At 49.7% G+C, this 25,555-nt stretch carries 17 protein-coding genes; 16 read left to right on the plus strand and 1 reads right to left on the minus strand.

All coding sequences use genetic code 11. The features are described 5' to 3' along the window. Positions 1–51: 51 nt before the first annotated feature. The gene (locus HMPREF1091_RS03995) at positions 52–1,944 is read right to left on the minus strand and encodes a fructose-bisphosphatase class III (protein WP_002563550.1); all 1,893 of its coding nucleotides are present in this window, start codon (positions 1,942–1,944) and stop codon (positions 52–54) included. A 322-nt stretch (positions 1,945–2,266) separates the two neighbouring features. On the opposite strand from HMPREF1091_RS03995, the gene HMPREF1091_RS04000 reads away from it, so the two are divergent. From HMPREF1091_RS04000 to dnaG, 16 genes are all read left to right on the plus strand, one after another. Continuing rightward, a complete protein-coding gene (locus tag HMPREF1091_RS04000) occupies positions 2,267–4,084 on the plus strand; it encodes a hypothetical protein (RefSeq protein WP_002563551.1) in 1,818 nt (605 codons plus the stop codon). A gap of 106 nt (positions 4,085–4,190) precedes the next feature. Beyond that, entirely contained in the window at positions 4,191–7,001 is a 2,811-nt protein-coding gene (ileS, locus tag HMPREF1091_RS04005; RefSeq protein WP_002563552.1) for an isoleucine--tRNA ligase, read from the plus strand. Position 7,002: 1 nt separating this feature from the next. Continuing rightward, entirely contained in the window at positions 7,003–7,554 is a 552-nt protein-coding gene (gene lspA, locus HMPREF1091_RS04010) for a signal peptidase II (protein ID WP_162261128.1), read from the plus strand. Then, positions 7,554–8,588 carry an RluA family pseudouridine synthase gene (locus HMPREF1091_RS04015; protein WP_002563554.1) on the plus strand — a complete coding sequence of 345 codons (1,035 nt, stop codon included), beginning with the start codon at positions 7,554–7,556 and terminating at the stop codon, positions 8,586–8,588. Before lspA ends, HMPREF1091_RS04015 begins: the two co-directional genes overlap by 1 nt. A gap of 17 nt (positions 8,589–8,605) precedes the next feature. Further along, positions 8,606–9,913 (plus strand): glycosyltransferase family 2 protein, encoded by a 1,308-nt coding sequence (locus tag HMPREF1091_RS04020; RefSeq protein ID WP_002563555.1) that lies wholly within the window; start codon positions 8,606–8,608, stop codon positions 9,911–9,913. An 82-nt stretch (positions 9,914–9,995) separates the two neighbouring features. Beyond that, positions 9,996–11,513: an IMP dehydrogenase gene (locus tag HMPREF1091_RS04025; protein ID WP_002563556.1), complete on the plus strand. Its 1,518-nt coding sequence runs from the start codon at positions 9,996–9,998 to the stop codon at positions 11,511–11,513. 145 nt (positions 11,514–11,658) lie between these two features. After that, positions 11,659–14,253, plus strand: a complete 2,595-nt coding sequence (leuS, locus tag HMPREF1091_RS04030) for a leucine--tRNA ligase (RefSeq protein WP_051058329.1) — start codon at positions 11,659–11,661, stop codon at positions 14,251–14,253. 34 nt (positions 14,254–14,287) lie between these two features. Next, complete coding sequence (locus tag HMPREF1091_RS04035) at positions 14,288–15,589, plus strand: PASTA domain-containing protein (protein ID WP_002563558.1); 1,302 nt, start codon at positions 14,288–14,290, stop codon at positions 15,587–15,589. A gap of 120 nt (positions 15,590–15,709) precedes the next feature. Next, positions 15,710–16,210, plus strand: a complete 501-nt coding sequence (locus HMPREF1091_RS04040; protein ID WP_002563559.1) for a ribosome maturation factor RimP — start codon at positions 15,710–15,712, stop codon at positions 16,208–16,210. 12 nt (positions 16,211–16,222) lie between these two features. After that, positions 16,223–17,488, plus strand: a complete 1,266-nt coding sequence (nusA, locus tag HMPREF1091_RS04045; protein WP_002563560.1) for a transcription termination factor NusA — start codon at positions 16,223–16,225, stop codon at positions 17,486–17,488. Between the two features lie 46 nt (positions 17,489–17,534). Further along, positions 17,535–20,180, plus strand: coding sequence for a translation initiation factor IF-2 (gene infB / locus HMPREF1091_RS04050; RefSeq protein ID WP_002563561.1), 2,646 nt, complete (start codon positions 17,535–17,537; stop codon positions 20,178–20,180). A 25-nt stretch (positions 20,181–20,205) separates the two neighbouring features. Continuing rightward, the gene (gene rbfA, locus HMPREF1091_RS04055) at positions 20,206–20,622 is read left to right on the plus strand and encodes a 30S ribosome-binding factor RbfA (RefSeq protein WP_002563562.1); all 417 of its coding nucleotides are present in this window, start codon (positions 20,206–20,208) and stop codon (positions 20,620–20,622) included. Continuing rightward, positions 20,622–21,638 (plus strand): DHH family phosphoesterase, encoded by a 1,017-nt coding sequence (locus HMPREF1091_RS04060; protein ID WP_002563563.1) that lies wholly within the window; start codon positions 20,622–20,624, stop codon positions 21,636–21,638. Before rbfA ends, HMPREF1091_RS04060 begins: the two co-directional genes overlap by 1 nt. 12 nt (positions 21,639–21,650) lie before the next feature. Further along, positions 21,651–22,613, plus strand: coding sequence for a tRNA pseudouridine(55) synthase TruB (truB, locus tag HMPREF1091_RS04065; protein ID WP_002563564.1), 963 nt, complete (start codon positions 21,651–21,653; stop codon positions 22,611–22,613). After that, positions 22,613–23,662 (plus strand): riboflavin biosynthesis protein RibF, encoded by a 1,050-nt coding sequence (gene ribF / locus HMPREF1091_RS04070; protein ID WP_002563565.1) that lies wholly within the window; start codon positions 22,613–22,615, stop codon positions 23,660–23,662. The genes truB and ribF overlap by 1 nt, the downstream gene beginning before the upstream one ends. Continuing rightward, on the plus strand, positions 23,659–25,527 hold the full coding sequence (gene dnaG / locus HMPREF1091_RS04075; protein WP_002563566.1) for a DNA primase: 1,869 nt from the start codon (positions 23,659–23,661) through the stop codon (positions 25,525–25,527). Before ribF ends, dnaG begins: the two co-directional genes overlap by 4 nt. The last annotated feature ends 28 nt before the right edge of the window (positions 25,528–25,555 follow it).

Below are 25,555 nucleotides of genomic sequence, written 5' to 3' on the forward strand. Positions count from 1 at the left end.
GGTAGTTCATACGTACACATTTTGATTATGTATGCACGGTGAGCTTTGCGCTTAGTGCTCTGCAATTTCTCCCATACGATAGGCAAACAACAGCGCTTCAAGTGCTTCAATGCGTGTGGCAATGGAAGCGCCAATATCGGTATTGGCAATCTTGAGAAGTTTTTCTTCTCGCTCAAAGCTATCATCGTCCGACTCAATATCCGCGTTGTTTACCAGTGCATAGGTAACGCCTTGGAAGGGGCGGTGAGCCTTTATGCGCATGCCATAGGCACTTGCAATAAGGGTGTAGCCAGCAATGCCCGTTTTGGCGTGGTAGGCCTTGCAGAAACCACCATCAATAACAAGCAGTTTTCCCTGCGCGCGAAGGGGCTTCTCGCCCTTAATGGTCTTTACCGGGGTGTGTCCATTAATGATGTGACAATGGGGGCCAACCAGGCCAAATTCTGCCAATATGCGCTCACATACATGAGAGGATTCGGTCAGATTGTAATAGGCATCTTGGGGCTCTACCCAAGAGCTTTTATCGGCAATAAAACTTCGCTCGAAGGTTTTTACGACACGGCCGGAGAGAGGGGAGTACTTGCCGCACCACAAATACCACATCCAGTCCAGTGCAGCCTGATCATGCTCATGCCATGCGCGTCGTGCAATACGATCGCAAAAGTCCAGGTATTCCTTGCCGGCATAGTGTCTGCCCGCACAGGTAACCGGCCTAAAGCTGCCATACAGGTGCAGCGGGATGCAGCCATGAAGCAGCAGGTTGTTGTTGTAGGTTAAGTACAGCGAGCCATGTTCGTACAAAAAGTTGATGTGCTTTTGCAGGCGCTCTGACTCTCTAAAGGACTTACGCAAGCCCTGCATAATGTCACGCTCTTCTGCACACAAAGCGTAGGGGTCTGTGGGGTCTATAGTGGGGAAGTCCGTGGTGATAAGGTCATAGGTTTTGCCACCAACCTGTACAGTACCAGCTGTAAGGTCCATCTTGTCCAAGAAGAGGCGGTCTGTCATAGCAAAGTCCGGACTGCGCTTAATGAGCTGACCTTCCAGTTTAAAGAGCATGACGGCAATGGCCTTATTGATGGGAGTAATAACGTCATCTGCTCGATAGGTTTTCTCGGCAAATAGCGCGAGCTCACGCAGAGAAATTCCGTAGGAACGCTCGAGAAGTTCGTAGGAGTTGTAGCGGATGTTGTTGCGCACAACCGAAGCAATACAGGCATCAGAGCCTGCGGCTGCTCCCATCCAGCAGATGTCATGGTTGCCCCATTGGATGTCCAGGGAATGGTAGGACATCAAACGATCGATGATTTTGTCGGCATGCGCACCGCGGTCAAAGAGGTCACCGACGATGTGCAGATGGTCCACGGCCAGGCGTTTAATGAGCGCGGACAAAGAGACGATAAAGTCATTGGCAGAGCCGGTGGCAATGATGGATTCTATGATGTGTACATGGTAGTCATGGCGGCTCTCCTCCCCAATGGAAGAGGCACGCAAAAGCTCATCAATGATATACGCATAGGGTTGTGGGAGCGCCTTGCGCACCTTGGAGCGAGTGTAAATGCTGGAAAGATGCCGAGCAATGCGGACGAGCTGCAGCAGCGTGTTGTAATACCACTCGTTGTCCTTCTCGTCCATAAACGAGAGTTTTTCACGCGGGTAGTAAATCAGGGTACAAAGATCGTCTTGTTCTGTGGCCGTGAGCTCATGTCTAAAAATGGCTCGGACGCGCTCGCGGATAACGCCTGAGCAGTTGTTGAGGATGTGCTCGAAGGCCTCCGCTTCTCCGTGTACATCACTCATAAAGTGCTCGGTTGCCTTAGGCAGATTGAGAATGGCTTGCAGATTGATGATTTCGGTATACACGGCTTGTGACGTGGGAAATTGTTCAGAAAGGAGGTTGAGGTACTTTTTATCGTAATACTGTTCTGCTCTTTGGTGCTGCACAGCACTGCTCCCTTTGGTAGTGGCTACAAATAGCTGGTTTTTATGCATCACTATGGCGTACCTTGCTTTGATTGTACGGGCGGTGCCGTCGGGCGGGGCTAAGGCTTAGGTAGGCGTATGATGGACAAAATATATTCATGAATCCCCGACGTATTATTCATAAAATAATTTTCTGAAAAAAATATTTAAATGTACTAGAGAGTCGTAGACAATAAGAGGTATGTTCACGGCTCAAAAAGTGTTTAAGTACACTTGAGTACACATGTTTGCGTACAAGGGTTTATGTACAAAACTATACGGTTTATTGCCGCAAGGAGGAAGTATGGTTATACGCCATATGGCATCACCAACAACCTTGGATGATCAGTGTGAGACAAACAGCGCTCAATCCTCAGATTTTAGCGCTGGCATATTGGGGATTTCGCTTATAGGAGCATTGGGTATTTTGTTCCTTATCTTTATGGTGCAGATGCCCAAGTATGCAACCCCCGATGACTTTGTACAGGCTTTATATGCGCGCGGTGCATTTATGGGTGACTCTCATGGCCTTATGCCGTACTCATCAATTACGTTTTCTGCACCAATATATGGTTTATATCAAATAGTCCCTGCTATCCCTTGGTTTTTAACCTCGTTGTGCGGGCTTATCGTAGCTGCATTTACAACACTGTATTATCTGACACTTAAGCGCTCGTCTCCTCTCCAGATTAAGGTACTACTTATGGTTGCCTTAGTGGTAGGAGAGATTATAAGTTGTATTTATTTTACCTATACGGCAGTTGCATTCCTGAGCGTTGGCGCAGGCATCAGTTTGTTGTTGGTGCGCGGCGCTTTTAAGAAACCGGCAACCTGGATTACGCTTTCTGATGTTGTGGGCTATGTGCTTATTTTTGCCGGAGCCGGGCTTCGTTTGGAATCAGCCGTGGCAGCCGTTTTGTTGCTTGTGCCCTTTTTACTGTGGTGTTTGTGCTGCAACCGCAATGCAAAAAGTATGGTTATGGTCCTTGTGGTAGTCCTTATGCTGGTCATTCCTGCTGCAAGTGGGCTGTATTCCAAAGACCATACTTCTGGCTGGACTCAGTACAATCAAATGTCCACAACTGCGCGGTCCATCGCAGACTACCCACCACTCAGTTCTCAGACGGTACAGAAGCTTGAACCTACCGTTTCTCAAAATGATGTAAACATGATCTATGAGTTTTTGTTTGCTGATACCTCCACCTTTAGTTTTGATACGCTCCATATGCTGAGCGAGCAGGTGCAAAAATATGGGGTCGGCATTTTTATTTCTGCACTTTTAGCTCGTAAGGCGTTTTCTGTCTTTGTGTTTGGCTTAGTGGTCTTGATAGCATTTCTTGCAGCAATGGTGGTTTGGCTGTGCCGTATACGCACACGCTCTGCTCGTCTCTTAGCTGCTGGCGTGCCCAGTATGCTGTTGCTTGAATTTCTGCTTCTTTTCTTGCGAGCCCGTCCAAAAATGCAAGTCATACTTCCCGCATTTATAGTTGCCCTTTTTGCCTTGGTAGTACTTTCATATATGCATTCAGATACAGCTAACGCTTCGAGCACGACTGACACTTCTAATACGGCTGACAGTTCAAATGCGGTCAGCGCCTTTGGTGCTCGTGTTTGGGCTGTGGTGTGCATAGCAATTCTCGCACTCGTAGGAATTGCTGGGTTTGTTGAGCGTGTCTATGCGCAGCCCAATCAGCGCTCGTTGTCGGTAGAGGTGAGTAAAAATGCCACGCGCTACGTAGCTAATAATCCTTCTAAAGTGATCGTATTTGCTCACAACCAAGGCGTCATCCTTAATATGGATGTGGTACAGATTGAAAAATGGGAGTTTCCCAACAACATCTTGCCTATTGCTGGATACGAGCAATACACGGGTACTTGGGATGAGCTGCTTGCTCGTCAGGGTGTCCCGCTTGATGGGTTGTATTTACACTTTTTGGATTCGGATACCTTCCAGATTGTGGGTTCTGAAGAGCAGGCTCAGCTGTTTACCACCTATTTACAAGAGCATTCCGGCAAGCAGGTTGTAGCCCATAAGGTGGAAAATCTTGGCTCTGGAACCCAGACTCATGGAGACTTGTTTGTGTGGTCTTATAGCTCACAAAGTCCTGAGTCTGCTCACTAAACAAGCATGCTATCATTGCTATTTATATCTATGCATTCATGTGCATACCAGAAGAACCTGTGTGGTGCAGGTTCTTCTTTTACGCGGTACGAAAAGGGGTACTTGAGTGGCAAACGAGTATAAGAAGACAATGAATCTTCCAAACACTGGTTTTCCTATGCGTGCAAGCTTGGCTTCTCGTGAGCCTGAGCGCCGTCGTGCTTGGGATGAAGAGGGTGTGTATGAGCAATTGCTCAAAAAGAATGAAGGACACGAAAAGTTTGTTCTTCATGATGGCCCTCCTTATGCAAATGGTCCAATTCACCTTGGTCATGCTCAGAACAAGATTTCTAAGGACATCATCAATCGCTATTGGTCTATGCGCGGTTACCAAACGCCGTATGTTCCTGGTTGGGACTGCCATGGTCAGCCCATTGAGCATAAGGTTGAAGAGATGCTTGGTACTGCCAAGTTCAACGAGCTTCCTGTCGAGAAGATCCGTGAGCTGTGCCGTAAAATGGCGGTGGAGCAGGTAGATACCCAGCGCCAAGGATTTAAGCGTCTAGGCGTTTTGGGCGAGTGGGACAATCCTTATCTCACTTATGTGCATGACTATGATGCTACTGACATAGAGATCTTTAAGGCCATTTTTGATAATGGAGCTGTATATCGGGGGAGTAAGCCGGTACACTGGTGCAGCCATTGCCACACCGCACTTTCTGAGGCAGAGATTGAATACAGTGATGAGATCTCTCCTGCAATCTTTGTACGCTTTGAACTTACTACGACTCCCGAGGGTCTTGAAGCCCATGCTGGCACTATTTGGGTAGATATCTGGACTACCACCCCTTGGACTATGCCTGCCGACATGGCCGTCATCCTTCATCCAGAGGCCAGCTATGTTGCCATCAAGGTTGATGGATGCGTTGAACTTATGGCAGAGGCGTTGGTTGCTAAAAACGCTGAGCGCTTTGGCTATACCAACTATGAGCTGGTTCACAACCAGGACGGTACGCTGTGGTCTCGCACAGGCGTTGAGCTTGCGGGCAACGAGTACAAGCAACCCATCTTTGGCGATCAGGGCATCCGTGGCAAGTTTATCTATGCAGACTACGTTACGCTTGATGACGGTACGGGTGTCGTTCACTCCGCTCCTGGTCATGGTGTGGATGACTATAACGCTGGTCAACGCTTTGATATCCAGCTTGTTATGCCAGTGGACGATGATGGCTACTTCTACAAAGGTGAGAGCCTAGGTACCGGCGGCCCCTTTAGCGGTATGGAAGTCAATGAGGCCAATCCCGTTATTATTCAGTGGCTGGATGAGCATGGGCTTCTTATCATGTATGAAGACATCTCTCACAGCTATCCTCACTGTTGGCGTTGTAAAAATCCAGTTATCTTCCGTGCAACGGATCAGTGGTTTGTCTCTATGGACAAGACTGGATTGCGTGCAAAGGCAACGGATGAATTATCTCACGTAACGTTTTATCCTGCACATTCTCGTAATCGCATTGGATCTATGGTCGAGGGTCGCCCAGACTGGTGTATTTCTCGCCAGCGTAACTGGGGTGTACCAATTCCTGCGTATACCTGTGCGGACTGCGGCGAGACGGTCATAAATGATGCAACGCTTGATCGTGTCATTGAGCTGTTCCGTCAAAAGGGTTCTGATGCTTGGTTTACCGATGATCCTGCAAGCTATCTGGGTGACGCACAGACCTGTCCTCAGTGTGGAGGCCACCACCTTAAGCCCAACACTGACATCTTGGATGTCTGGTGGGATTCTGGCGTGAGCCATACGGCGGTATGCAAGCATCGTAAGAACCTGCACTTCCCAGCAGATATGTATCTTGAGGGTTCTGACCAGCACCGCGGTTGGTTTATGAGTTCCCTTATGACCTCTGTAGGGGCTTATGGTAAAGCTCCTTACAAGGCCATTGTGTCTCAGGGCTTTACCCTGGATGGCAATGGTCGCAAGATGTCTAAATCTTTGGGCAATGTTATTGACCCCAACAAGGTGTGTGATACACAGGGTGCAGATGTTTTGCGTCTGTGGGTTGCTTCGGTGGATACCTCTACGGATGTGGCCTGCGACAATGACATTCTGTCCCACGTAGGCGATGCCTATCGTAAGATTCGCAACACCATCCGCTTTTTGCTGGGTGAGCTTGAGGGTCAGTTTGACCTTGCGTCTGATGGCCTTGCCGTAGATGAGCTGCTTCCTAACGATAAGCTCGCGCTCGCTCGTATGTGTGAAGTTCACAGCATTGTGTCCGAGGCATACGAGAATTATCGCTTTAACGTGGTATACCGCACACTGTATGACTACATCATCACCGAGCTTTCCAATGATTACCTCAATGCCACTAAGGATCGTACTTACTGTGGTGGCAAGGATTCCTTTGAGCGTAAGAGTGCCCTTACTACCTGGTCTTATATCCTTGGCATGCTCGTTCATGATTTCCAGCCCATCTTGGCATACACCACTGATGAAGTTATGGACTTCTTGCCCGAGTCTTTACGTGACGGCCAGACCCATGCAGCACTGCTTGACTGGTTTGAGGCTCCCTTAGCAAAAGAGCAGTACCAAGCATACTTGCCCGTATATGCTGCCGTGAGCGCTGCTCGCAGCAGTTATACTCGTGCCTATGATGCCGCATTGGCTGCCGGTGTTATTACCGAGAAGACCACTCAGGCTACTCGCGCAGAGCTCACGCTGACACAAGATTTGTATGATCTGATTGTTGCTCATAAGGTGGATCTGGCGGAGTCGTTTGTCTGCTCTGACGTATGCATTCATGTGGGCGACGAGCTTACCTGTGACGTTGTTCCAGCGCACGGCGATAAGTGTCCCCGTTGTTGGAATTGGCGTACTGTAGGTGAGGATGGTCTGTGCCACCGCTGCCACGATACCATCGCTTCAGTGAATGAGTAAATTGACAAAAACATCAACGCCTGGTGCACGAATGACCGCACGGACCAAACTGTTTATTATGACAGCGGTGGTCTGTGCGGTTGTTGCGCTGGACCAACTCAGCAAGGCGTATATGCGCCAGTATCTTGCTGCTGGTCCTCAGCCCTTGTTGCCAGGCGTTATACGTTTAGTGCTGGTGCAAAACAAGGGCGCTGCTTTTAGCATTGGAGAAGGTGCATCTTGGGTGTTTGTGCTCTTTGCACTTGCTGTCGTGATAGCTGCCTATTTGTGGGTACTTCTCGATAAACGCCTCCCTTTGAGTGTAGTTCTTGGTCTGGGCGTGGTGTGTGGCGGCGGTATAGGTAACCTTATTGACCGTGTGGTCTTTGGCGCTGTTACAGATTTTCTCGCTACAGAATTTATTAACTTTCCGATTTTTAACCTGGCAGACATTGCCGTTAGCTGTGGCATTATTGGGACCTTTTTGTTGGTGCAGCGCGCCGATGGCGCGGTGTTGGCCTCTGACACAAGCCGTGATGCCCACGATGGATCCTCTGAACAAGGACAAGCATAATGGCCAGCCAAAGGTTTGAATTTTTGGTAGACCCCGCAACCGATGGTCAGCGCCTTGATACTTTTATTACGCAAGCAGGAAACTTTGCTTCACGCTCTGCCTGCGTCAAACTGATAGAAGCTGGTGCCGTAACCATCAATGGCACCGTTGCTCAGAACAAGTCTGAGCGCGTTGTGCTGGGTGATCGTATTTATGTATGTTATGACGCGCCAGAGGAGCAAAATACCGGTGTCTTGCGTCCCAATCCGTATATAGATCTGGATATTCGCTTTGAAGATGAGTATCTTATCGTGCTGTCCAAACAGGCCGGTTTGGTTTGCCACCCCAGTCCTGGTCATGTGGATGATACTCTTGCCAATGCCCTTGTCGCCCACTGTGGCTATGATCATTTGGGACTGCTACAAGGAGATGACCGACCAGGTATTGTGCATCGTTTAGACATGGATACCTCGGGCCTTATGGTCGCTGCCAAAGACGATGCAACCCAAAAGTATCTACAGGATTTGATTCGCCTGCGCACGCTGGATCGTCGCTACATCGTTTTGGTGCAAGGCTATGTTTCCATGGAGAAAGGCACTATTGTGACGGGCATCGCCCGCTCTACCCGCAATCGCCTGTCCATGACGGTTTCCGATGATCCCATGGCACGAGAAGCCATTACCACGTTTCGCACGCTTGAGCGTTTTGAAGCGGGACCCAAAGATGAGGGATATTCCTTATTGGAGTGTCATTTGTACACGGGGCGGACGCATCAAATCCGTGTACACATGCGTCATATTGGCCATCAGGTGGTGGGAGATCCACTGTATGGCAGGGGTAGCTTGCAAAGAAATCTCAACCTCAATAGGCAATTCTTGCATTCTTGGCATATCAGCTTTTCCCACCCCGTTTCGGGAGAGACCATAGAGATAGCCGATTGCTTGCCCATTGATTTGGTGACTCCTCTACAATCAATACAAGATCGCTCACTTGGTAGGTCTGAGGTGGGTGAGAAAATCATTCCACAACTCTTTACGCACGATTGGATAGGGTAGTGTACGAGTTTAATCACATGGCCATTACACCCATTGTGTTGTTTAATGGCATCTTGTTTTTGTTTTATACCTTTGCCTATCTTTATCAATTTTTCTTTATTATTCGGGTACTTATTAAGGGCGATGTCAAACTGCCGCCTGCAAAAAAGCAGCATACATACGCGTTTTTTATTGCAGCTCACAATGAGGAAGAAGTGATCGGCAATCTTGTACGCTCTATCAAGAACCAAAATTATCCTGCTCAATATATTGAGACCTTTGTTGTAGCGGATGCCTGTACCGATGATACCGCCCGCGTTGCCCGCGAGGCGGGAGCGGTGGTGTATGAGCGCAATGACCTTGCACGCAAGGGCAAGAGCTGGGTTATGGATTACGGGTTTAACCGCATTCTTAATGAGTATGGCAACAAGTTTGAGGCATTTTTTATTTTTGATGCCGATAATATCGCTTCTCCTGATTACGTAAGCATCATGAACCAGGTCTTTGATATGGGCTACTTGGTTTCTACGAGCTATCGCAATTCCAAGAACTTTGATTCTAACTGGATTTCTGCTGGATATGCTACCTGGTATTTGCGCGAGGGGAAATTCCTTAACAATGCGCGCATGCAAAGCCATACCAGCTGTGCTGTTTCCGGCTCTGGCTGGATGGTGTCTGAGAAGATTATTCGTGGCATGCATGGATGGGATTTCCATACCCTTACGGAAGATATTCAGTTTTCCACCTTTTGTGCTGCACATGATATTTGCATTGGCTATGCGCCGGCAGAGTTTTTTGATGAGCAACCCACTACGTTTAAGGCGTCATGGATTCAGCGTATGCGCTGGACTAAGGGATTTTACCAGGTATTCTTCTCATATTGGAAAGACTTGCTACGTGGCATTGGGGCTCGTAAATTTAGCTCATACGATATGATGATGACCATTGCCCCTGGCATGATTTTGACGCTGTTGTCCTTCTTTGTGAATGCAACCTATTTAATAGTGGGCAATTTATCCAGTGGATTTTTGGCAAAGACCAATGAAATTGCCATGGCATCTGGCTCGTTGGTTATGACCTTTACCTCTATGTACAGCGTATTCTTTCTCTTGGGGCTTCTCACCACCATTACGGAGTACAAGCATATCCATTGCGATAAGAAGATAAAGATCATTACCAACCTGTTTACCTTCCCGCTATTCATGATGACCTATATTCCTATTACGGTTGCAGCCCTGTTTAAAAAGGTCGAATGGGTACCCACAAAGCATACAATCGCCGTTTCGTTTGACGACGTTGTGAATACCAAAGCTGAGGCACGGTCTTCTGAATCAGCTCAGTCATAAAGTTCAGAGAGTGCGTTACAATCGTTCAAACTACTAAACCTGCGGCCTATGGGTCGCCAGAAATGAAGGGGGAGCAGCTTATATGGCAACGTTTTTCGAGGGGGAGTCTCACACTTTTTCCGAATACCTTTTAGTCCCTGGTTATTCCTCGTCGCAAAATGTCCCTGCTAACGTCTCTTTAAAGACGCCGCTCGTTAAGTTCAAGCGTGGTGAGCAATCGGCTATCACCATGAATATTCCTATGGTTTCCGCCATTATGCAGGCTGTTTCCGGTCCCCGTCTTGCTATCGCTTTAGCACAGCAAGGCGGCATTTCTTTTATTTATGGCTCTCAAACCCCCGAGGATGAGGCCTCCATGGTACGTGAGGTTAAGTCTTACAAGGCTGGCTTTGTTATTTCTGACTCCACCCTTACGCCTGCAATGACGCTTCAGGATGTGCTGGATATACGTGATACTACCGGCCACACCACCATGCCGGTTACCGAGGATGGACAGCCCTTTGGTAAATTCTGCGGTATTGTAACCAGCCGTGATTACCGGGTTTCTCGAGATGATCGTAACCTTAAGGTGAGCGAGTTTATGACTCCCGCATCTGAGTGTGTAACGGCAGATCCCAGCGTGTCTTTGAAGGAATGCAACGATATCATCTGGGACAACAAGGTCAACACGCTTCCTATTGTCGATAAGAACGGTAACCTGTGCTCTTTGGTGTTCCGCAAGGATTATGATTCCCACAAGGCTCGTCCGGAAGAGCTGCTCGATGAGCATAAGCGCTACATTGTTGGTGCTGGCATCAATACCCGCGATTATGCCGAGCGTGTTCCTCTGCTGGTGGAAGCCGGTGCAGATGTTTTGTGCATTGACTCCTCCGAGGGCTTCTCGGAATGGCAAAAGCTTACGCTGGACTGGATTCGCGAGCACTATGGTGACCGCGTAAAGGTTGGCGCGGGTAACGTGGTGGATGCGGAAGGCTTCCGTTATTTGGCACAGTGCGGTGCAGACTTTGTTAAGGTTGGCATTGGCGGCGGTTCCATCTGCATTACTCGTGAGCAAAAGGGTATTGGTCGCGGACAGGCTTCTGCCTTGATTGATGTCTGCCGTGCTCGTGATGAGTATTATGAGGAAACAGGTGTCTACGTTCCCGTTTGTTCCGATGGCGGCATTGTTTATGACTACCACATGACCCTTGCGCTTGCCATGGGCGCAGATTTCTTGATGCTTGGTCGTTACTTTGCTCGTTTTGATGAGTCTCCAACGCGTCGCGTTAATGTCAATGGCTCTTACATGAAGGAATACTGGGGCGAAGGCTCTGCTCGTGCGCGCAATTGGGCACGTTACGATTTGGGCGGCTCCAAAAAGCAGCTTTCCTTTGTTGAGGGTGTAGATTCCTATGTTCCGTATGCAGGTCCGCTTAAGGACAACGTGGATGGTTCGCTTACCAAAGTACGTTCTACCATGTGCAACTGTGGTGCCCTTGATTTGGCAGAGTTGCGCGAAAAGGCAAAGATTACCTTGGTCTCTGCAACCTCTTTGGTAGAGGGCGGCGCACATGATGTTATGCTCAAAGACAGTCCTGCCGAGAATAACTTCCGCTCATAGGGCAGAGTAACCCCACCAGAGCTTCTCGCTCTTATCGGGAGCATAAGAACTAGTTCGTAATAATTGCGTAACGACACTTCAAAGCTTTGAGGTGTCGTTTTTATTTATTTAAAACTGGGTTAAACTTTATAGCTATCTAACCAGTATGAGGGGAGTACACGTGACAGACACGAGCACACCAGATGAAAAGAATTCCACCATCCCTTGGTATGACGCCAAGGAGATTGAAGCTAAATGGCAAAAGGTATGGGAGACCGAGAAAACCTTTAAGGCTTCTGATAAATCGGATCGTCCCAAAAAGTATGTGCTGGAAATGTTCCCGTATCCTTCGGGTGACCTGCACATGGGCCATGCACGCAACTATTCTATTGGTGATGCTATGGCGCGTCAGGCACACATGCGTGGTTATGATGTGCTACATCCCATTGGCTTTGATGCCTTTGGTCTTCCTGCAGAAAATGCTGCCATTAAACATAACACCCAGGCGGCTGAGTGGACCTATCAAAACATTGCTCAAGCGGTGCAGACCATGCATCGTATGGGTTTCTCGTATGATTACGACCGCCTCTTTAACACCTGTGATCCCGAGTACTATCGCTGGGGTCAGTGGATGTTTATTAAGATGTGGGAGAAGGGCTTGGCGTATCGAGCCACCAGTCCAGTTAATTGGTGCCCTCAGTGCAAGACTGTGCTTGCAAACGAGCAGGTAGTAAATGGTGTGTGTTGGCGCTGCGGTTCTATTCCTGAGAAGCGCAATCTTTCTCAGTGGTACCTCAAGATTACGGACTATACCCAGGAGCTGTTGGATGATCTGGATACGCTTGAGGGCTGGCCAGAAAATGTAAAGGCTCAACAGCGCAATTGGATTGGTCGCTCTGAGGGTGCAGAAATAGACTTTACGTTGGTAGATGTAGATGGTGTGACCCCTACTGATAAGAAAATTACCGTCTTTACTACGCGTGCAGATACCGTTTTTGGCACCAGCTTTATTGTGCTTCCTCCAGAAAGTGAGCTTGCGGCACAGTTGGTCGCCGGCACACAGTACGAGGATGCGTATCGCAAGCTTAAGGCAGAAACAGAAAAGATTTCCAGCGTTGATCGTCAGGGTTCTGGCTTAGAGAAGAACGGCGTGTTTACCGGCCGTTATGTTAGCAATCCTGTCAATGGTCGTCTTGCACCTATCTGGGTTGCCAACTATGTCCTGCTGGACTATGGCACCGGTGCTGTTATGGGTGTTCCCTGCGGAGACCAGCGCGACTTTGACTTTGCAAAAAAGTATGGCTTAGACATTGCACCCATTATTTGTACAAAGGATGATCCGCTGTATGAGCAGCTCAAGGATGAGAAAGACCTGCGCGTAACCTCGGTAGATTGGGATAGCGCGATGGCTACTGAGGGCTATCTCATTCAATCCGGTGAATTTACTGGGCTTAAGGGTGGCAAGCATTCCGAGGCGGTAGAGGCTATTACCACATGGCTTGAGCAGCATGACTGTGGCCGACCTAAGGTCCAGTTCCGCCTGCGCGATTGGTTAATTTCTCGCCAGCGCTATTGGGGCAATCCCATTCCCATGATTCACTGTGATGATTGTGGTGATGTTCCTGTTCCAGAAAAGGATCTTCCCGTCTTGCTCCCTCAAAATCTGGATTTGGGCGCTGGAGAAACCCTGGCACAAAACGCCGCATTCTATGAGACAGTCTGTCCGGTATGTGGCAAGCCCGCCAAGCGTATTACGGATACCATGGATACCTTCACGTGCTCAAGCTGGTATTACATGCGCTATACCGATCCTCATAACACCGAGTTGCCCTACGCGCGTGAGAAGGTCAATCATTGGATGCCGGTAGATAACTACATCGGCGGTATTGAACATGCGATTTTACACCTTCTATATTCTCGCTTCTGGACTAAGGTTGCACGCGACTTAGGCATGGTGGATGTAGACGAGCCGTTTACCAACCTGCTTACCCAGGGCATGGTTAAGGATGCCAATGGCGATACCATGTCTAAGTCAAAGGGCAATGTTGTTCCTCCCTCAAGCGTTATTGATCCATATGGCGCGGATACTATGCGTCTTGCCATTTTGTTTATCGCTCCTCCCGAGAAGGACTTTGACTGGGACGAAGAAGCTGTTGGAGGTGCCAATCGTTTTATCAAGCGTGCTTGGCGCGTGGTGTGGGGCCTCACGCAGTCCGCAGACTTTAATGCAGAGCTGAGGCTGGATTGTCTGGATAGCAAGGCTTTGGAGCTCAATCGCTGTCTGCATGAGCTTGGTATTCGCTGCACCAATGACTATGATCGAGGGCAGTTTAACACGGCTATTTCTGCGGTCATGGAGCTTGTTAATGCTGCAAGCAAATATCTGGTAGATACTCAAGAGGCTCCTCAAAGTCGCGATGCGGCTTTGTGCGCACGGGTTGCTCGAGATATTGTGGCCATGCTGGCACCCATTTGTCCTCATTGGGCAGAAGAGCTGTACCATGAGGCATTTGGCCTGAGTGGCTCGGTGTATGATGAGAAGTGGCCTGAGTTTGACAAACAGCAGGCTATTGCTGCAACGCAAGAGATTGTTGTACAGATTATGGGTAAAGTACGTGCACGTATTGCCATTGCCACGGATGCCACTAAGGAACAAATGCAGCAGCAGGCCCAAGAGGCAGTTTCTGAACTACTTGCCGGAAAACAGGTTGTTAAGGTAATAGTTGTGCCTAATAAGCTGGTAAACTTTGTAGCAAAGTAATCAGCGGTAGTACATAGTATGTAACGGAGGAAGTATGTTGTGTCCAAATTGCTCTCATGATCTTGGAGATGGCATACTTCCTGTTCGTTGTCCTGAATGTGGACATAGTCTTGCCAACCTATCTGACATTCCCGATGTGGCAGAAGGGGCAAAGCGCGCAGAAGAACGAAAAAACCTTTTGCGAGATTCTGTTGCCATCCAGCGTATGAGCCATCCTTGGGACGGTCGTAGCAAAACCTTTGGTATAGCTATTTTTGTGCTTGCGCTTGCTGGTATTGTTTTTGTTCTGTGGCATTTGCAGGCGTGCGGGGGAGTGACACCTCACAATGTGGTTGGCTGGCGTCTTGAGCGTGCACAAGCCGCTTTGGAGCAAAAAGGGTTTATCGTAGAGACATCAGAAGAATTTGATGATGGTGAGCCAGGGTTTGTCCTCAGTATGAGTCCCAACTATACCGATAGGATTGCGCCAGGTGCCACCATCAAGCTGGTGGTTTCCAAAGCTCGAACCATGCCTGATATTGTCGGCAAATCAAAAGATGAAGCCAAAAAGCTGCTGGATGAAGCCGGGCTGAGCTATGAGTTTGTAGATGTCATAGACGACGGTGATGAGAACATCGTGCTTTCTGCAAACATAGCTGCTGGTAACAAGGCATCCTCCAAAAATAAGATTACGGTTGAGGTATCAAAGAAGCGTACGGTACCCGATGTCCTTGATAAATCAGAGGCGGATGCCACTAATTTGTTAAGTATGGCGCAGCTTAAAGCCAAGGTCGTTTACGTAGCTGCTCAAGCAGACCAAAAAGAAGGAGTTGTTGTCGCAGCAGATCCGGTCGTTGGGACTGCCGTAGAAAAAGATGCGGTCATTACCATTTCTGTTACAAAAGGGCATATCAAAACCATTGAGGATGCTGCTAAAGCAATTCTCGGTGCTGTGTATAGTGGAAGCCCAGCAGCTGATGGCTATGCCTGTGGCGGAACCATCAAGCAGTATGTGGATAGTTCCATCACTATAGGCGGTAGGTCCGCCGCCTTAGCTTCTAACAAAGATGTGTATTATGCGTTTGTCAAAAACGGTAAGTCGTTGCCTGCAGGTGTGGATACTCGTTTGGGAACCTTACCTCGTACGCTGGTAAGTATCGACAACTTACGTGGAAACGAGAAGGGCCAGGTAAGCGCTTCGGTTACGGTACGCTGGGATTGGTCTGTTTTAGGTGAGGAGTACGCAGGGGTGAGCTCTACGGATACTCATACGGCAACTTTGAGCTTTAATAAAGAAAGAAAGCTCACCGCGTTTTATGATCCACAAATGGATGTACCGTCGTACACCGTAAGCTAGCTTGCACGGGCGGCTTTCTTGTAGTATAGTTGCTCAAGATAGTGAAGTTTTACTGCTAAAGAAGTGGGGTGCACGTCCGGCCCCGCTTCTTTCTTGTATGTATACAGAAAGGAGGGCGCTATGGCTAACGAGGCAGTTGTTGCAGGCATTCTTGAGGCTTTGGAACAAGCTGGAGAACAGCACAACATTGACATTGTGGACGTAGAGGTTGTGGGAGCTACTAAAAACCCAACCGTACGCGTACGCATTGATTATCTTGACCCAGAGGCACAAGCCATCTCTTTGGATGAGGTAGCAGCTCATACGGGTTGGATCGGGGAACTTATCGATGAGGTTGATCCTTTCCCCGGCACCTTTACGCTCGAAGTTTCTTCTCCAGGACTTTCTCGTCCTTTGCGTCGTGCTAAGGATTTTGAGCGTTTTGCTGGCGCTACCGTAGCGCTGAATACCACCGCCCATGAAGGTCGCCGCCGCTTTACCGGTGAGCTGGTGGGCATGGAGCATGAGAAGGTCGTGCTGTTGTGTGATGGCGAGCGTTATGAATTTGCGCTGGAAGAGATTGGCCGTTGCACTATTAAACCTGATTTTGATTTTTCGTCTTCTTCATCCAAGAAAAAGTAGTTAGGGGAGAATATGGCATCAGAAATGATGGAAGCATTGATGGCGCTGTGTCAAGAAAAGCATATCGATCAGCTGTATTTGTTGGATCGCTTAGAGCAGTCTTTGGCTAAGAGCTATGCAGATGTTATGCACCTGATTGATGGTGCTAAGGTAACCATCGACCGTGCAACAGGCAAGATTTATGTGTATAAACTGGTTCCTCGTGAGGAGTCGTGGGATGATGAGACCGGTCTATACACCGAGTTTGACGAGGTAGATGTCACTCCTGAGGACACCAGCCGTATTGCGGCGCAGCATGCTAAGATTGAGATTAACAACATTGTGCGCAACGCTGCTCGTCAGCAGATTTACGAGGAGTTTTCTGAGCGCATCGGTGACATCATTAACTGCACCGTGTTACAGATCACCAATGACTTTACGATCGTAAAGATTCGCGAGGGTGTAGAGGCAGAGCTTCCTTATTTTGATCTGCGTCGTTATCCTGAGGAGCGCAACGAGCGCCCTGCAGGGGAGCGCTACGTGCACAACCAGCGTCTCAAGGCCATTATTGTGGATGTGCGCGATCCATCCAGCACCGCAGCTCCTGTCCGTGGAGAGCATGTACGTCCTTCCATTGTGGTAAGCCGTACCCATCCTGATCTGATCCGTCGTCTCTTTGAGGCAGAAGTTCCTGAGATTTACGATGGCATTGTAGAGATTCGCTCTATTGCTCGTGAGCCAGGTGCTCGTTCTAAGATAGCTGTGTATTCCGCAGATGAACACCTTGATCCCGTAGGTGCTTGCGTTGGTCCTAAGGGCAGCCGTGTTCGCGCTGTGGTAGGTGAGCTTCATGGTGAGCGCGTTGACGTGGTTCTTTGGAGCAATGACCCGGTACAATGCGTGGCAAACGCGCTGTCTCCCGCAAAGGTCAGCCGTGTGGTAGTGGACCCAGAGACTAACTATGCAACCGTTATTGTTCCGGATGATCAGCTGTCCTTGGCAATCGGTAAAGAGGGCCAAAATGCCCGTTTGGCTGCTCGCCTTACCGGTTTGCACATTGATATTAAGAATGAATCGTTGGCTGCTAATGTATTGGCCGGTATGCCAGTACAGCCCGTTGTGCAGGCAGAGGATCTTCTCGATGAGGAAGATGAAGAGCATCGTTGTGAGTATGTCTCTCCAGCCGGTGTTCAGTGCCGCAACATGGCTCGTCCTGGCTCTCGCTTCTGTGGCGTTCATGATCGCATGACTTCGATGGCTGATATTGAGGTTTCCGACGATCCAGATTCTTTGATTTAGTCTGGGCTTTGTCCTGTAGGTTTATGATGTGAGAGAGGTAGAGTCTATGGCTAAAATTCGAGTACATGACCTTGCCAAAGAATATGGCATGACCAGTAAAGAGATGCTGGGGCACTTAAAGGAAATGAAGATCCCCGCTTCTTCTGCGTCATCTTCATTGGAAGATGCGTACCTATTCATGGTGCGCAAAAAGCTTGCTCCCATTATGGAAGCTCGCGCTGCAGAAATTGAGGCCGCCAAAGCTGCGGAAGAGCAGGCAAAGGCTGAGGAAGAAGCTGCTGCAAAGGCCAAGGCAGAGCAGGAGCGCATTGCTGCAGAGCAGCGTCGTGCTGCCGAGCGCGCCGAGGAAGAGCAGCGTCGTGCTGCCGAGCAGGCGGAAAAAGATCGTCTTGCTGCCGAGAAGGCCGAGGCACAGCGTAAGGCTGCCGAAGAGGCTGAGAAGAACCGTGTAAAGGATACCGCTCCTAAGGCCGTACCCTCTATGATGAGCTTGCTGGATCAAATTACGGCACAGCAAAAGGTTTTGGAGCAGCAGAAGGCCGAAGAGTCCGCTAACAAAAAGGAGCAGGCTGCTGCTAAGAAGCAAGCCAATCGTCGCAACAACCGTCGTAAAGCTGCTCCTACAGCTGCGGCGCAAACCACTCCGGACGATGTGGCTGCTGCTCAGGCTAAGGCCGAGGCTCAGCCCACCAATTCCAAGCGCAGTCGCAGCCGTAAGGCTCGTCATGAGCAGGAAGAGGATCGCTATACGCGTATGGCGCGTGAGGCAGAAGAGTACAATCGCGATCACGTATTGGCTGCTGCTCGTGCTGCTGTTGAAGAGGCGAGTAAGGAATCGACAGGCCGCCGCAAGAAGCGCAAGGAGCGTCGTCAAAAGCAAGCCGAAGAGGCTGCCGAGCAAGCGCGCATTGAGCAAGCGCTGGCAAACGACCAAGACCTGTCTCAGCTCGATACCGTTAAGGTGCCGCAGGGTGCTACGGTAGCCGAGCTAGCAGAGCTTCTCGGCGTATCCGCTAATGATATTATCAAGCGCCTGTTCTTGCTGGGTACCCCCCTTACGATGACCCAGTCTATGACCGATGAGCTCATTGAGCTGGTGGCGGACGACTTGGGTGTAGATGTAAAGGTTATGTCCAAGGAAGAGGAGAATTCCTTTACCTTCTACGATGATCCCAAGGATTTGCAGCCCAGGCCTCCCGTGGTTACGGTTATGGGCCACGTCGATCACGGTAAGACTTCGCTTTTGGATGCCATTCGTCACACCGGCGTTGCTGCTGGTGAGGCGGGCGGCATTACTCAGGCAATTGGTGCATCGCAGGTTAAGATCAAGGGTCGTACCATTACCTTTATTGATACCCCTGGTCACGAGACCTTTACCGCCATGCGTGCTCGTGGTGCTCGCGTAACCGATATCGTTATTTTGATTGTTGCTGCGGATGACGGCGTGATGCCTCAAACCATCGAGTCCATCAACCATGCCAAGGCGGCGGACGTACCCATTATTGTTGCGGTCAATAAGGTCGATAAGCCCGGTGCGGACCCCACTCGTGTACGCCAAGAGCTTACCGAGCATGGCGTCATTCCTGAGGAGTGGGGCGGCTCCAACATGTTTGTAGACATCTCTGCCAAGCAAAAAATTGGCATTGATGACTTGCTTGAATCCATCTTGCTTGAAGCAGATGTTTTGGAGCTTAAGGGCAATCCGTCTACCTTTGCTTCCGGCAACGTCCTTGAGGCCAAGCTTGATCGTGGTCGTGGCTCTGTTGCTACCGTTCTTGTCACCCGTGGTACGCTGCGCGTTGGTGATGCTCTTGTCGCTGGCATGTCCTTTGGTCGCGTCCGCGCTATGGTGGATTCCAAGGGTCATACCGTTACAGAGGCCGGTCCTTCCGACGCAGTAGAAATTCTGGGCTTGCAAAGCGTTCCTATGGCAGGCGATGAGTTCCGCGTGTTCCCCGATGAGCGTGATGCGCGTGATCTGGCAGATCAGCGCGCCCTCAAGGCTCGTATCGAGGAGCAAAATCGCGTGAAGCACGTAACGCTGGAGAACCTCTTTGACACCATGGCAGATGCCGAGGTAAAGGAGCTTAACCTCATTATTAAGGCAGATGTTCAGGGCTCCATTGAGGCACTGCAGGATTCTTTGGATAAGATGGATCAATCTGAGGTCCGTATTAACACCATCCACTCTGCAGTTGGTGCTATTACGGAAACCGATGTTGTTCTAGCAGACGCCTCCAACGCCATTATCATTGGCTTTGGAGTTCGTCCCGAGGCAAAGGCTCGTGCAGCTGCGGAGCGCCAGGGTGTGGAGATTCGTTCCTATAGCGTTATCTACAAGGCCATCGAAGATATTGATGCTGCGCGTATTGGTATGCTCAAGCCTACCGAGCAGGAAGTGCAGACCGGTACTGCCGAGGTTCGCGATACCTTCAAAGTACCCAAGGTTGGCATTGCTGCAGGCTGCATGATTATCGAGGGCGAAATTTCTCGAGAAGACCAGGTACGCCTGGTACGCGATGGTATTGTTATCTTTGATGGTAAGCTTGCCTCGCTGCGTCGCTTTAAGGATGACGTGAAGAGCGTTAAGTCTGGCTTTGAGTGCGGTATTGGTCTTGAGAACTACCAGGACATTCACCCCGGCGATCTGATTGAGGGATACAAGATTGTCCAGGTTGCCCGTACTGAGTAAGACACAGGCAGCATAAGGAGTAACTATGAAGCAAAATCAGAACTCAAGGCGCACTAATGAGAGAGCGCGTGAAAAGCTCGCAAGCATTTTGCTGTTTGAGATCTCTGATCCTGATCTGGAGCTCGTAACCATTACGGGCGTGGAAGTCTCAGTTGATCGTTCGTTCATGCGCGTGTATGTAAGCTGTGAGCCCGAGTCCTATGACAGGACCCTTGCGGCGTTTAATCGTGCTAAGGGACGGATTCGTTCTTTGCTGGGCCACAGTTTGGGCTGGCGTGTTACGCCAGAGCTTACGTTTACTATTGATAAGACCACAGATGAGGCGGACCGTATTGCTCATGCCTTAGAGCAGGTACCTCCCACCTTATCTGTCGAGAAGGACGAGGAGGGTTATCCTGTTGTGGATAGCTCCAACTCGTCTGCCGATAAGGGAGATGAGTAGTGGCACCTCACTACACAGAATCTTTTTCTGCACAGCCAAAAATGTTTGATGCCATCGCCGAACTCATTGACGAGGCACAAACCATCGTAATCTGCGCCCATACCAACCCCGATGGCGACGCCTTGGGGTCTGGCTTGGGCTTAGCTATGCTTATTGAGCGTGTTTGGCCTGGTAAAGAAGTTGTAAATCTCTTGGCTGACGATAAGCCCATTCCTTCGATTTATCGCTTTATGCCTCAGTCAGAGCGCTTTGTGCCTGCTTGTCAGTATACGGGTACGCCCGATCTGTTCTTCATGATCGATCTGCCGCATCCTTCACGTCTTAATGAGGCACAGGCCATTTATGAGCGTGCTGTTAAGCGGGTAACTATCGATCACCATCCCAGTGACGACGCCTTGGGTGATGTTTGCTTGTCTCGTCCGGAGGTGGCAGCAACAGGGGTCATGATTGCGGAGTTTGCGCTTAATCGTAAGCTGGCACTTACCCCCGATATTGCAATCTGCTTGCTTACAGCCATCGTAACCGATACCGGAAGTTTCCAATATCAAAATGCCGATTCTGAGGCATTTGAAATTGCAAGTTTGCTGGTGGATGCGGGTGCAGATCCAGCACTTATCTCACTTAACGTGTATCAAAGCTTTAGACTGGAATACTTGCATCTTGCCTCATTGGTCATGGGCCGTATTAAAACCTACGGTAATGGCCGTATAGCCTACAGCTATGCCTTGCAGGATGATTTTACCGCCATGGGCGCGCTGCCTGAAGAGAGCGAAGGGCTTATCGACATCGTACGAAGCGTAGCAGGAGCGCAGTTGGCCTTGTTTGTAAAACAGGTGGATGCACATACGGTGCGCGGTAACCTCCGCTCTAAATCCGACCTGGATGTTTCGCAGGTTGCTGCCAAATTGGGTGGTGGTGGTCATCGTGCCGCAGCGGGCTTTAGCTGTAGCGGTACCATCGAAGAGGTCCTAGCACAAGCGCTTCCCCTGTTGACGGCCTTGCTTGAAGGGGAATAGAGGTTTGCTGAGGTGAAACGTTCTTCATCAGGGTTGCATGCGCTGTTGGCAATCGATAAACCCGTGGGTATGACAAGTCACGACGTAGTAAATAAGCTGCGTCGTGCTTTGCATGAACGCCGTATTGGCCATGCGGGAACTTTGGATCCCGATGCTTGTGGTGTGTTAGTGGTAGGGGTTGGTCAGGGCACCCGTCTTATGGGCTTGCTTTCTGCAGAGCGTAAGCGCTATCAGGCACGTATCTGTTTTGGCTCACAGACCTCTACGGATGATGCTGCAGGTAAAGTCATTGCTACGGCTCAGGTTCCTGAGCAGCTTTATGATCCAGACTTTGCCGCGCACACCATATTCGATCTTGTAGGAGAGCACCAGCAAGTGCCTCCCGCATACTCTGCCATTTCTGTTAATGGTAAGCGGGCGTATGATTTAGCGCGCAGTGGTAAGACGGTTGAACTTGCTGCGCGTACCATTCATATTTATGAGGCGTCACTTATCGGCATAAGTTCTGTACAGCCCCTGATTTGGGACGTAGATATTCTTGCTTCTAAGGGGACCTATATTCGCAGCATTGCTCGTGATGTGGGGCAACAGCTTGGTACGGCTGCTCATATCTGTGGCTTGCGTCGCATACAAAGCGGTAGGATCTCCATGGATGCGTGTACCCAGCTCGCCCAGCTGCAGTCCTTGGAAACACGTACAGAGGCCGAGCGCAAAGCAGCGCTGGAAGCCTTATGGCTCAATCCCCTGGCTGCTCTTGGGTATTATGTGCGCAGCTTGGACGATACGCAAATGGAAGCGGTGCGCTGTGGTCGTAAACTCTGGCTTACCCCTCAGGAATATAGCCTGTTACCAGTGGATCATCAGCGTGCCAGTTTAGTTTATAACAACAAGCTTGTTGGTGTGTGGGAGCGCGTGGGTAAGCACCTGGTCTGTGTGGCTAACTTTCCCGATGGTATAGAAGGAGTGCGTCTGTAATGCAAAGCTATCCTTTGGATGCGGATACGCGCACTCATCTTATGCAACGGGCGTTGCTATGCGATGCTCCGACACCGCTTAGTGTAGAAAGACAAGCGGACGCGCAAGTATATGTCTACACTGACGCGTGGAATACGCCAGAGATTGCTCGCTCGTATATCATTGGCGCTTTTGATGGCATGCATGTAGGTCATCAGGCTTTAGTGCACGATGCTTGTGCCTATGCACGGGCTCATGATACCTTGGCTGTGGCAGTGACGTTTGACCCCGATCCTTCTGCTTTGGTAGGAGCTGCGCCACAGGCCTTGTTGCTTACGCTTTCTGCTCGTGTACGGGCGTTGGCGGCTGCGGGTGTTGATGCGGTGGTGGTGCTTCGTTTTACCCCCGAGCTTATGAAAACGAGCTATCAGGATTTTTGCTCGAAGGTCTTGCAGCGCTTTGGAAAGCTGGCGTCACTACATGTGGGTGCAGATTTTGCGCTGGGTGCTCAGGCGCAAGGCACGGTTGAGGCACTTACGCATCTGGGAAAAGAGCAGGGGTTTGTCGTTATGGGGCATCCCTTGGTGGAAGTTACCAATGGAACAGTAACCGCAACGCGCATTCGAGCTCTCCTCCAACAGGCACAGCTTGATCAGGCTAACGAACTGCTGGGTCGCTGCTATTGTGTGCACGGCAGGGTAGAGCACGGCAGGGAACAGGGTGCTTCATTTGGCTTTCCAACCGCCAATGTGCATTGCGATAAGAGCTGGTGCTTTCCTCAGCAAGGGGTGTATGCCTGCATGCTGCACTGCGATGGCCATGCATGGCCTGCAGCGGTAAACGTTGGTGCTCCGCCAACTTTTACGGAAGAGAAGCAGAATTTTTTGGAAGCCCATTTGCTGGGCTTTGAGGGAGATTTATATACCAAAGAGGTGGATGTTGCGTTCATTTCTTTTTTACGACCGTCTAAAAAATTCCCATCACTTGAGGAGTTGAAAAAAACGGTTGTGGGGAATATCCAATGGATAGCAACAAATATTGGCACGGCACCTATGGAGGTTAGTTTGTGATTGACAACAACGATAAGGAACGGGTGCGCGAGGCTACAGATTTTGCTGCGTTAGTTTCCGAAACCGTTGTGCTCAAACCTCGCGGCGGTGACCTGTGGGGCTGTTGTCCTTTTCATCAGGAAAAAAGTCCTTCGTTTAAAATTACTCCCTCCACCGGACTGTGGCATTGTTTTGGCTGCGGTAAAGGCGGTGACGTCTTTGATTACGTTTGCGAGCGAGAAAACCTTGATTTTCCAGATGCCATTCGTTTTTTGGCGGATCGTGCAGGCATTGAACTTAAAGAAGAGCGTACGGGGCACGCTGCCGGTCCTAAACGCAATCGTTTGATTGAATGTTTGACTGCTGCGCAAGAGTTTTACAACAAACAACTTATGCGTGTAAGGGGTGCTGCCTTCCAAGAAGCACGTAGCTATTGTGCGGGACGTGGTTTTGGTTCTGAGGTCTGTAAAAAATGGATGCTTGGCTTTGCTCCTGGTCATGCCCTGCTCGTGCAACATCTTCAAAGCAAGGGATTTACAAAGGCAGAAATGCAGGCTGCCAACCTTGCAGTGGAGCGCAAAGGATATTTGCAGGATGTGTTTTATGATCGCGTGATGTTTCCTATCCACGATGAACTCGGTCGTTGTATTGGCTTTGGTGGGCGTGTTATGGGTGATGCAAAACCAAAGTATCTTAATACGCGAGAAACGCCCGTGTTTCATAAAGGGAAGTATCTGTTTGCCTTTGATTATGCAAAGCAAGCTATTACTACCACAGCAGTAGCCATTGTCTGCGAGGGCTATACAGACGTGATTGCCATGCATGAAGCGGGATTTTCTCATGCTGTAGCAGCACTGGGTACTTCGTTTTCTCTTGATCACGTTAAGCTGCTCTCTCGTTTTGCAAAGACGATCATTTGTATGTTTGATGGGGATGCAGCGGGTCAAAAGGCTGCAGAGCGCGCGCTACAATTTGTAGACAAAACAAAGGCTGATATTCGCTGTGTTGTCTTGCCCCACAATCAAGATCCGGCAGAGTTCTTGGCAGCTCATGGCGCTCAGGCACTGCAGGAACAGCTCGATGCCTCACAGCCGTTGATCGATTTTGTCTTTGCTAAGCGTCTTTCTACCTATGACCTTTCCGTGCCTGGTCAGCGTGTTCATGCATTGGATGAGCTTGCTTCAGTGCTTGCTCCGCTCAAAAACTCATTGTTGTTAGACAGCTATGCTACGCAGCTTTCTGATGCATTGGATATGGACTACGAAGAGACCAAGCAGCGCATTAAACATGCTAAGCTGCCAGGGGATACGCTGGTTAGCACGGCGTCAGATGAGTATGAACCCTATGAGGAAGCTGTGGCTTCTGCAGAGACCGCGGCAAGCAGCCAAGCCGCTTTGCTCGATAGCTCGGTTTTATCGTTAGATGACCGCCGCCAAATATATATCGAGCGTGAGCTTCTTTCCTATATGGCAGAACATATGGAGAAGGTCCGTCCGTTTGATATGAAGATAGGTGCGTTTTCATGGGCAGACTCTCGGCATGAGGCCCTTGCATGGGCAATGCTGGCAACACCTGTGCAAACCCCACCGGCTCAAGTTGTTGCCGCTGCAGAGGCGGTGGTAGCTGATGCCCGTCAGATTTTATCGTCAGGTCGCCTCTCTCATGTCTGGACAGGCAGTGAAGACAAGAAGTTGGATTTTCTGCTCAACCAAGTTGAGTACTTTTCGACTAAGCGCCAAATTAGACAGATTCGCTCACAGCTGCGTGGTGCGCCTATGAGCGATGAGGCAGAGCGCCTCTTTTGTGAGGCCACGCAACTGCAACAACACGTGAATGAGCTGAGTAAAACGCTTTCTCAACTGTTATCTCCTGAAAATAATGGGTAGAATGGAACAATCCGTGCGTCGAAAGGAC

Source organism: Atopobium minutum 10063974 (genome assembly GCF_000364325.1).
GTDB lineage: Bacteria > Actinomycetota > Coriobacteriia > Coriobacteriales > Atopobiaceae > Atopobium > Atopobium minutum.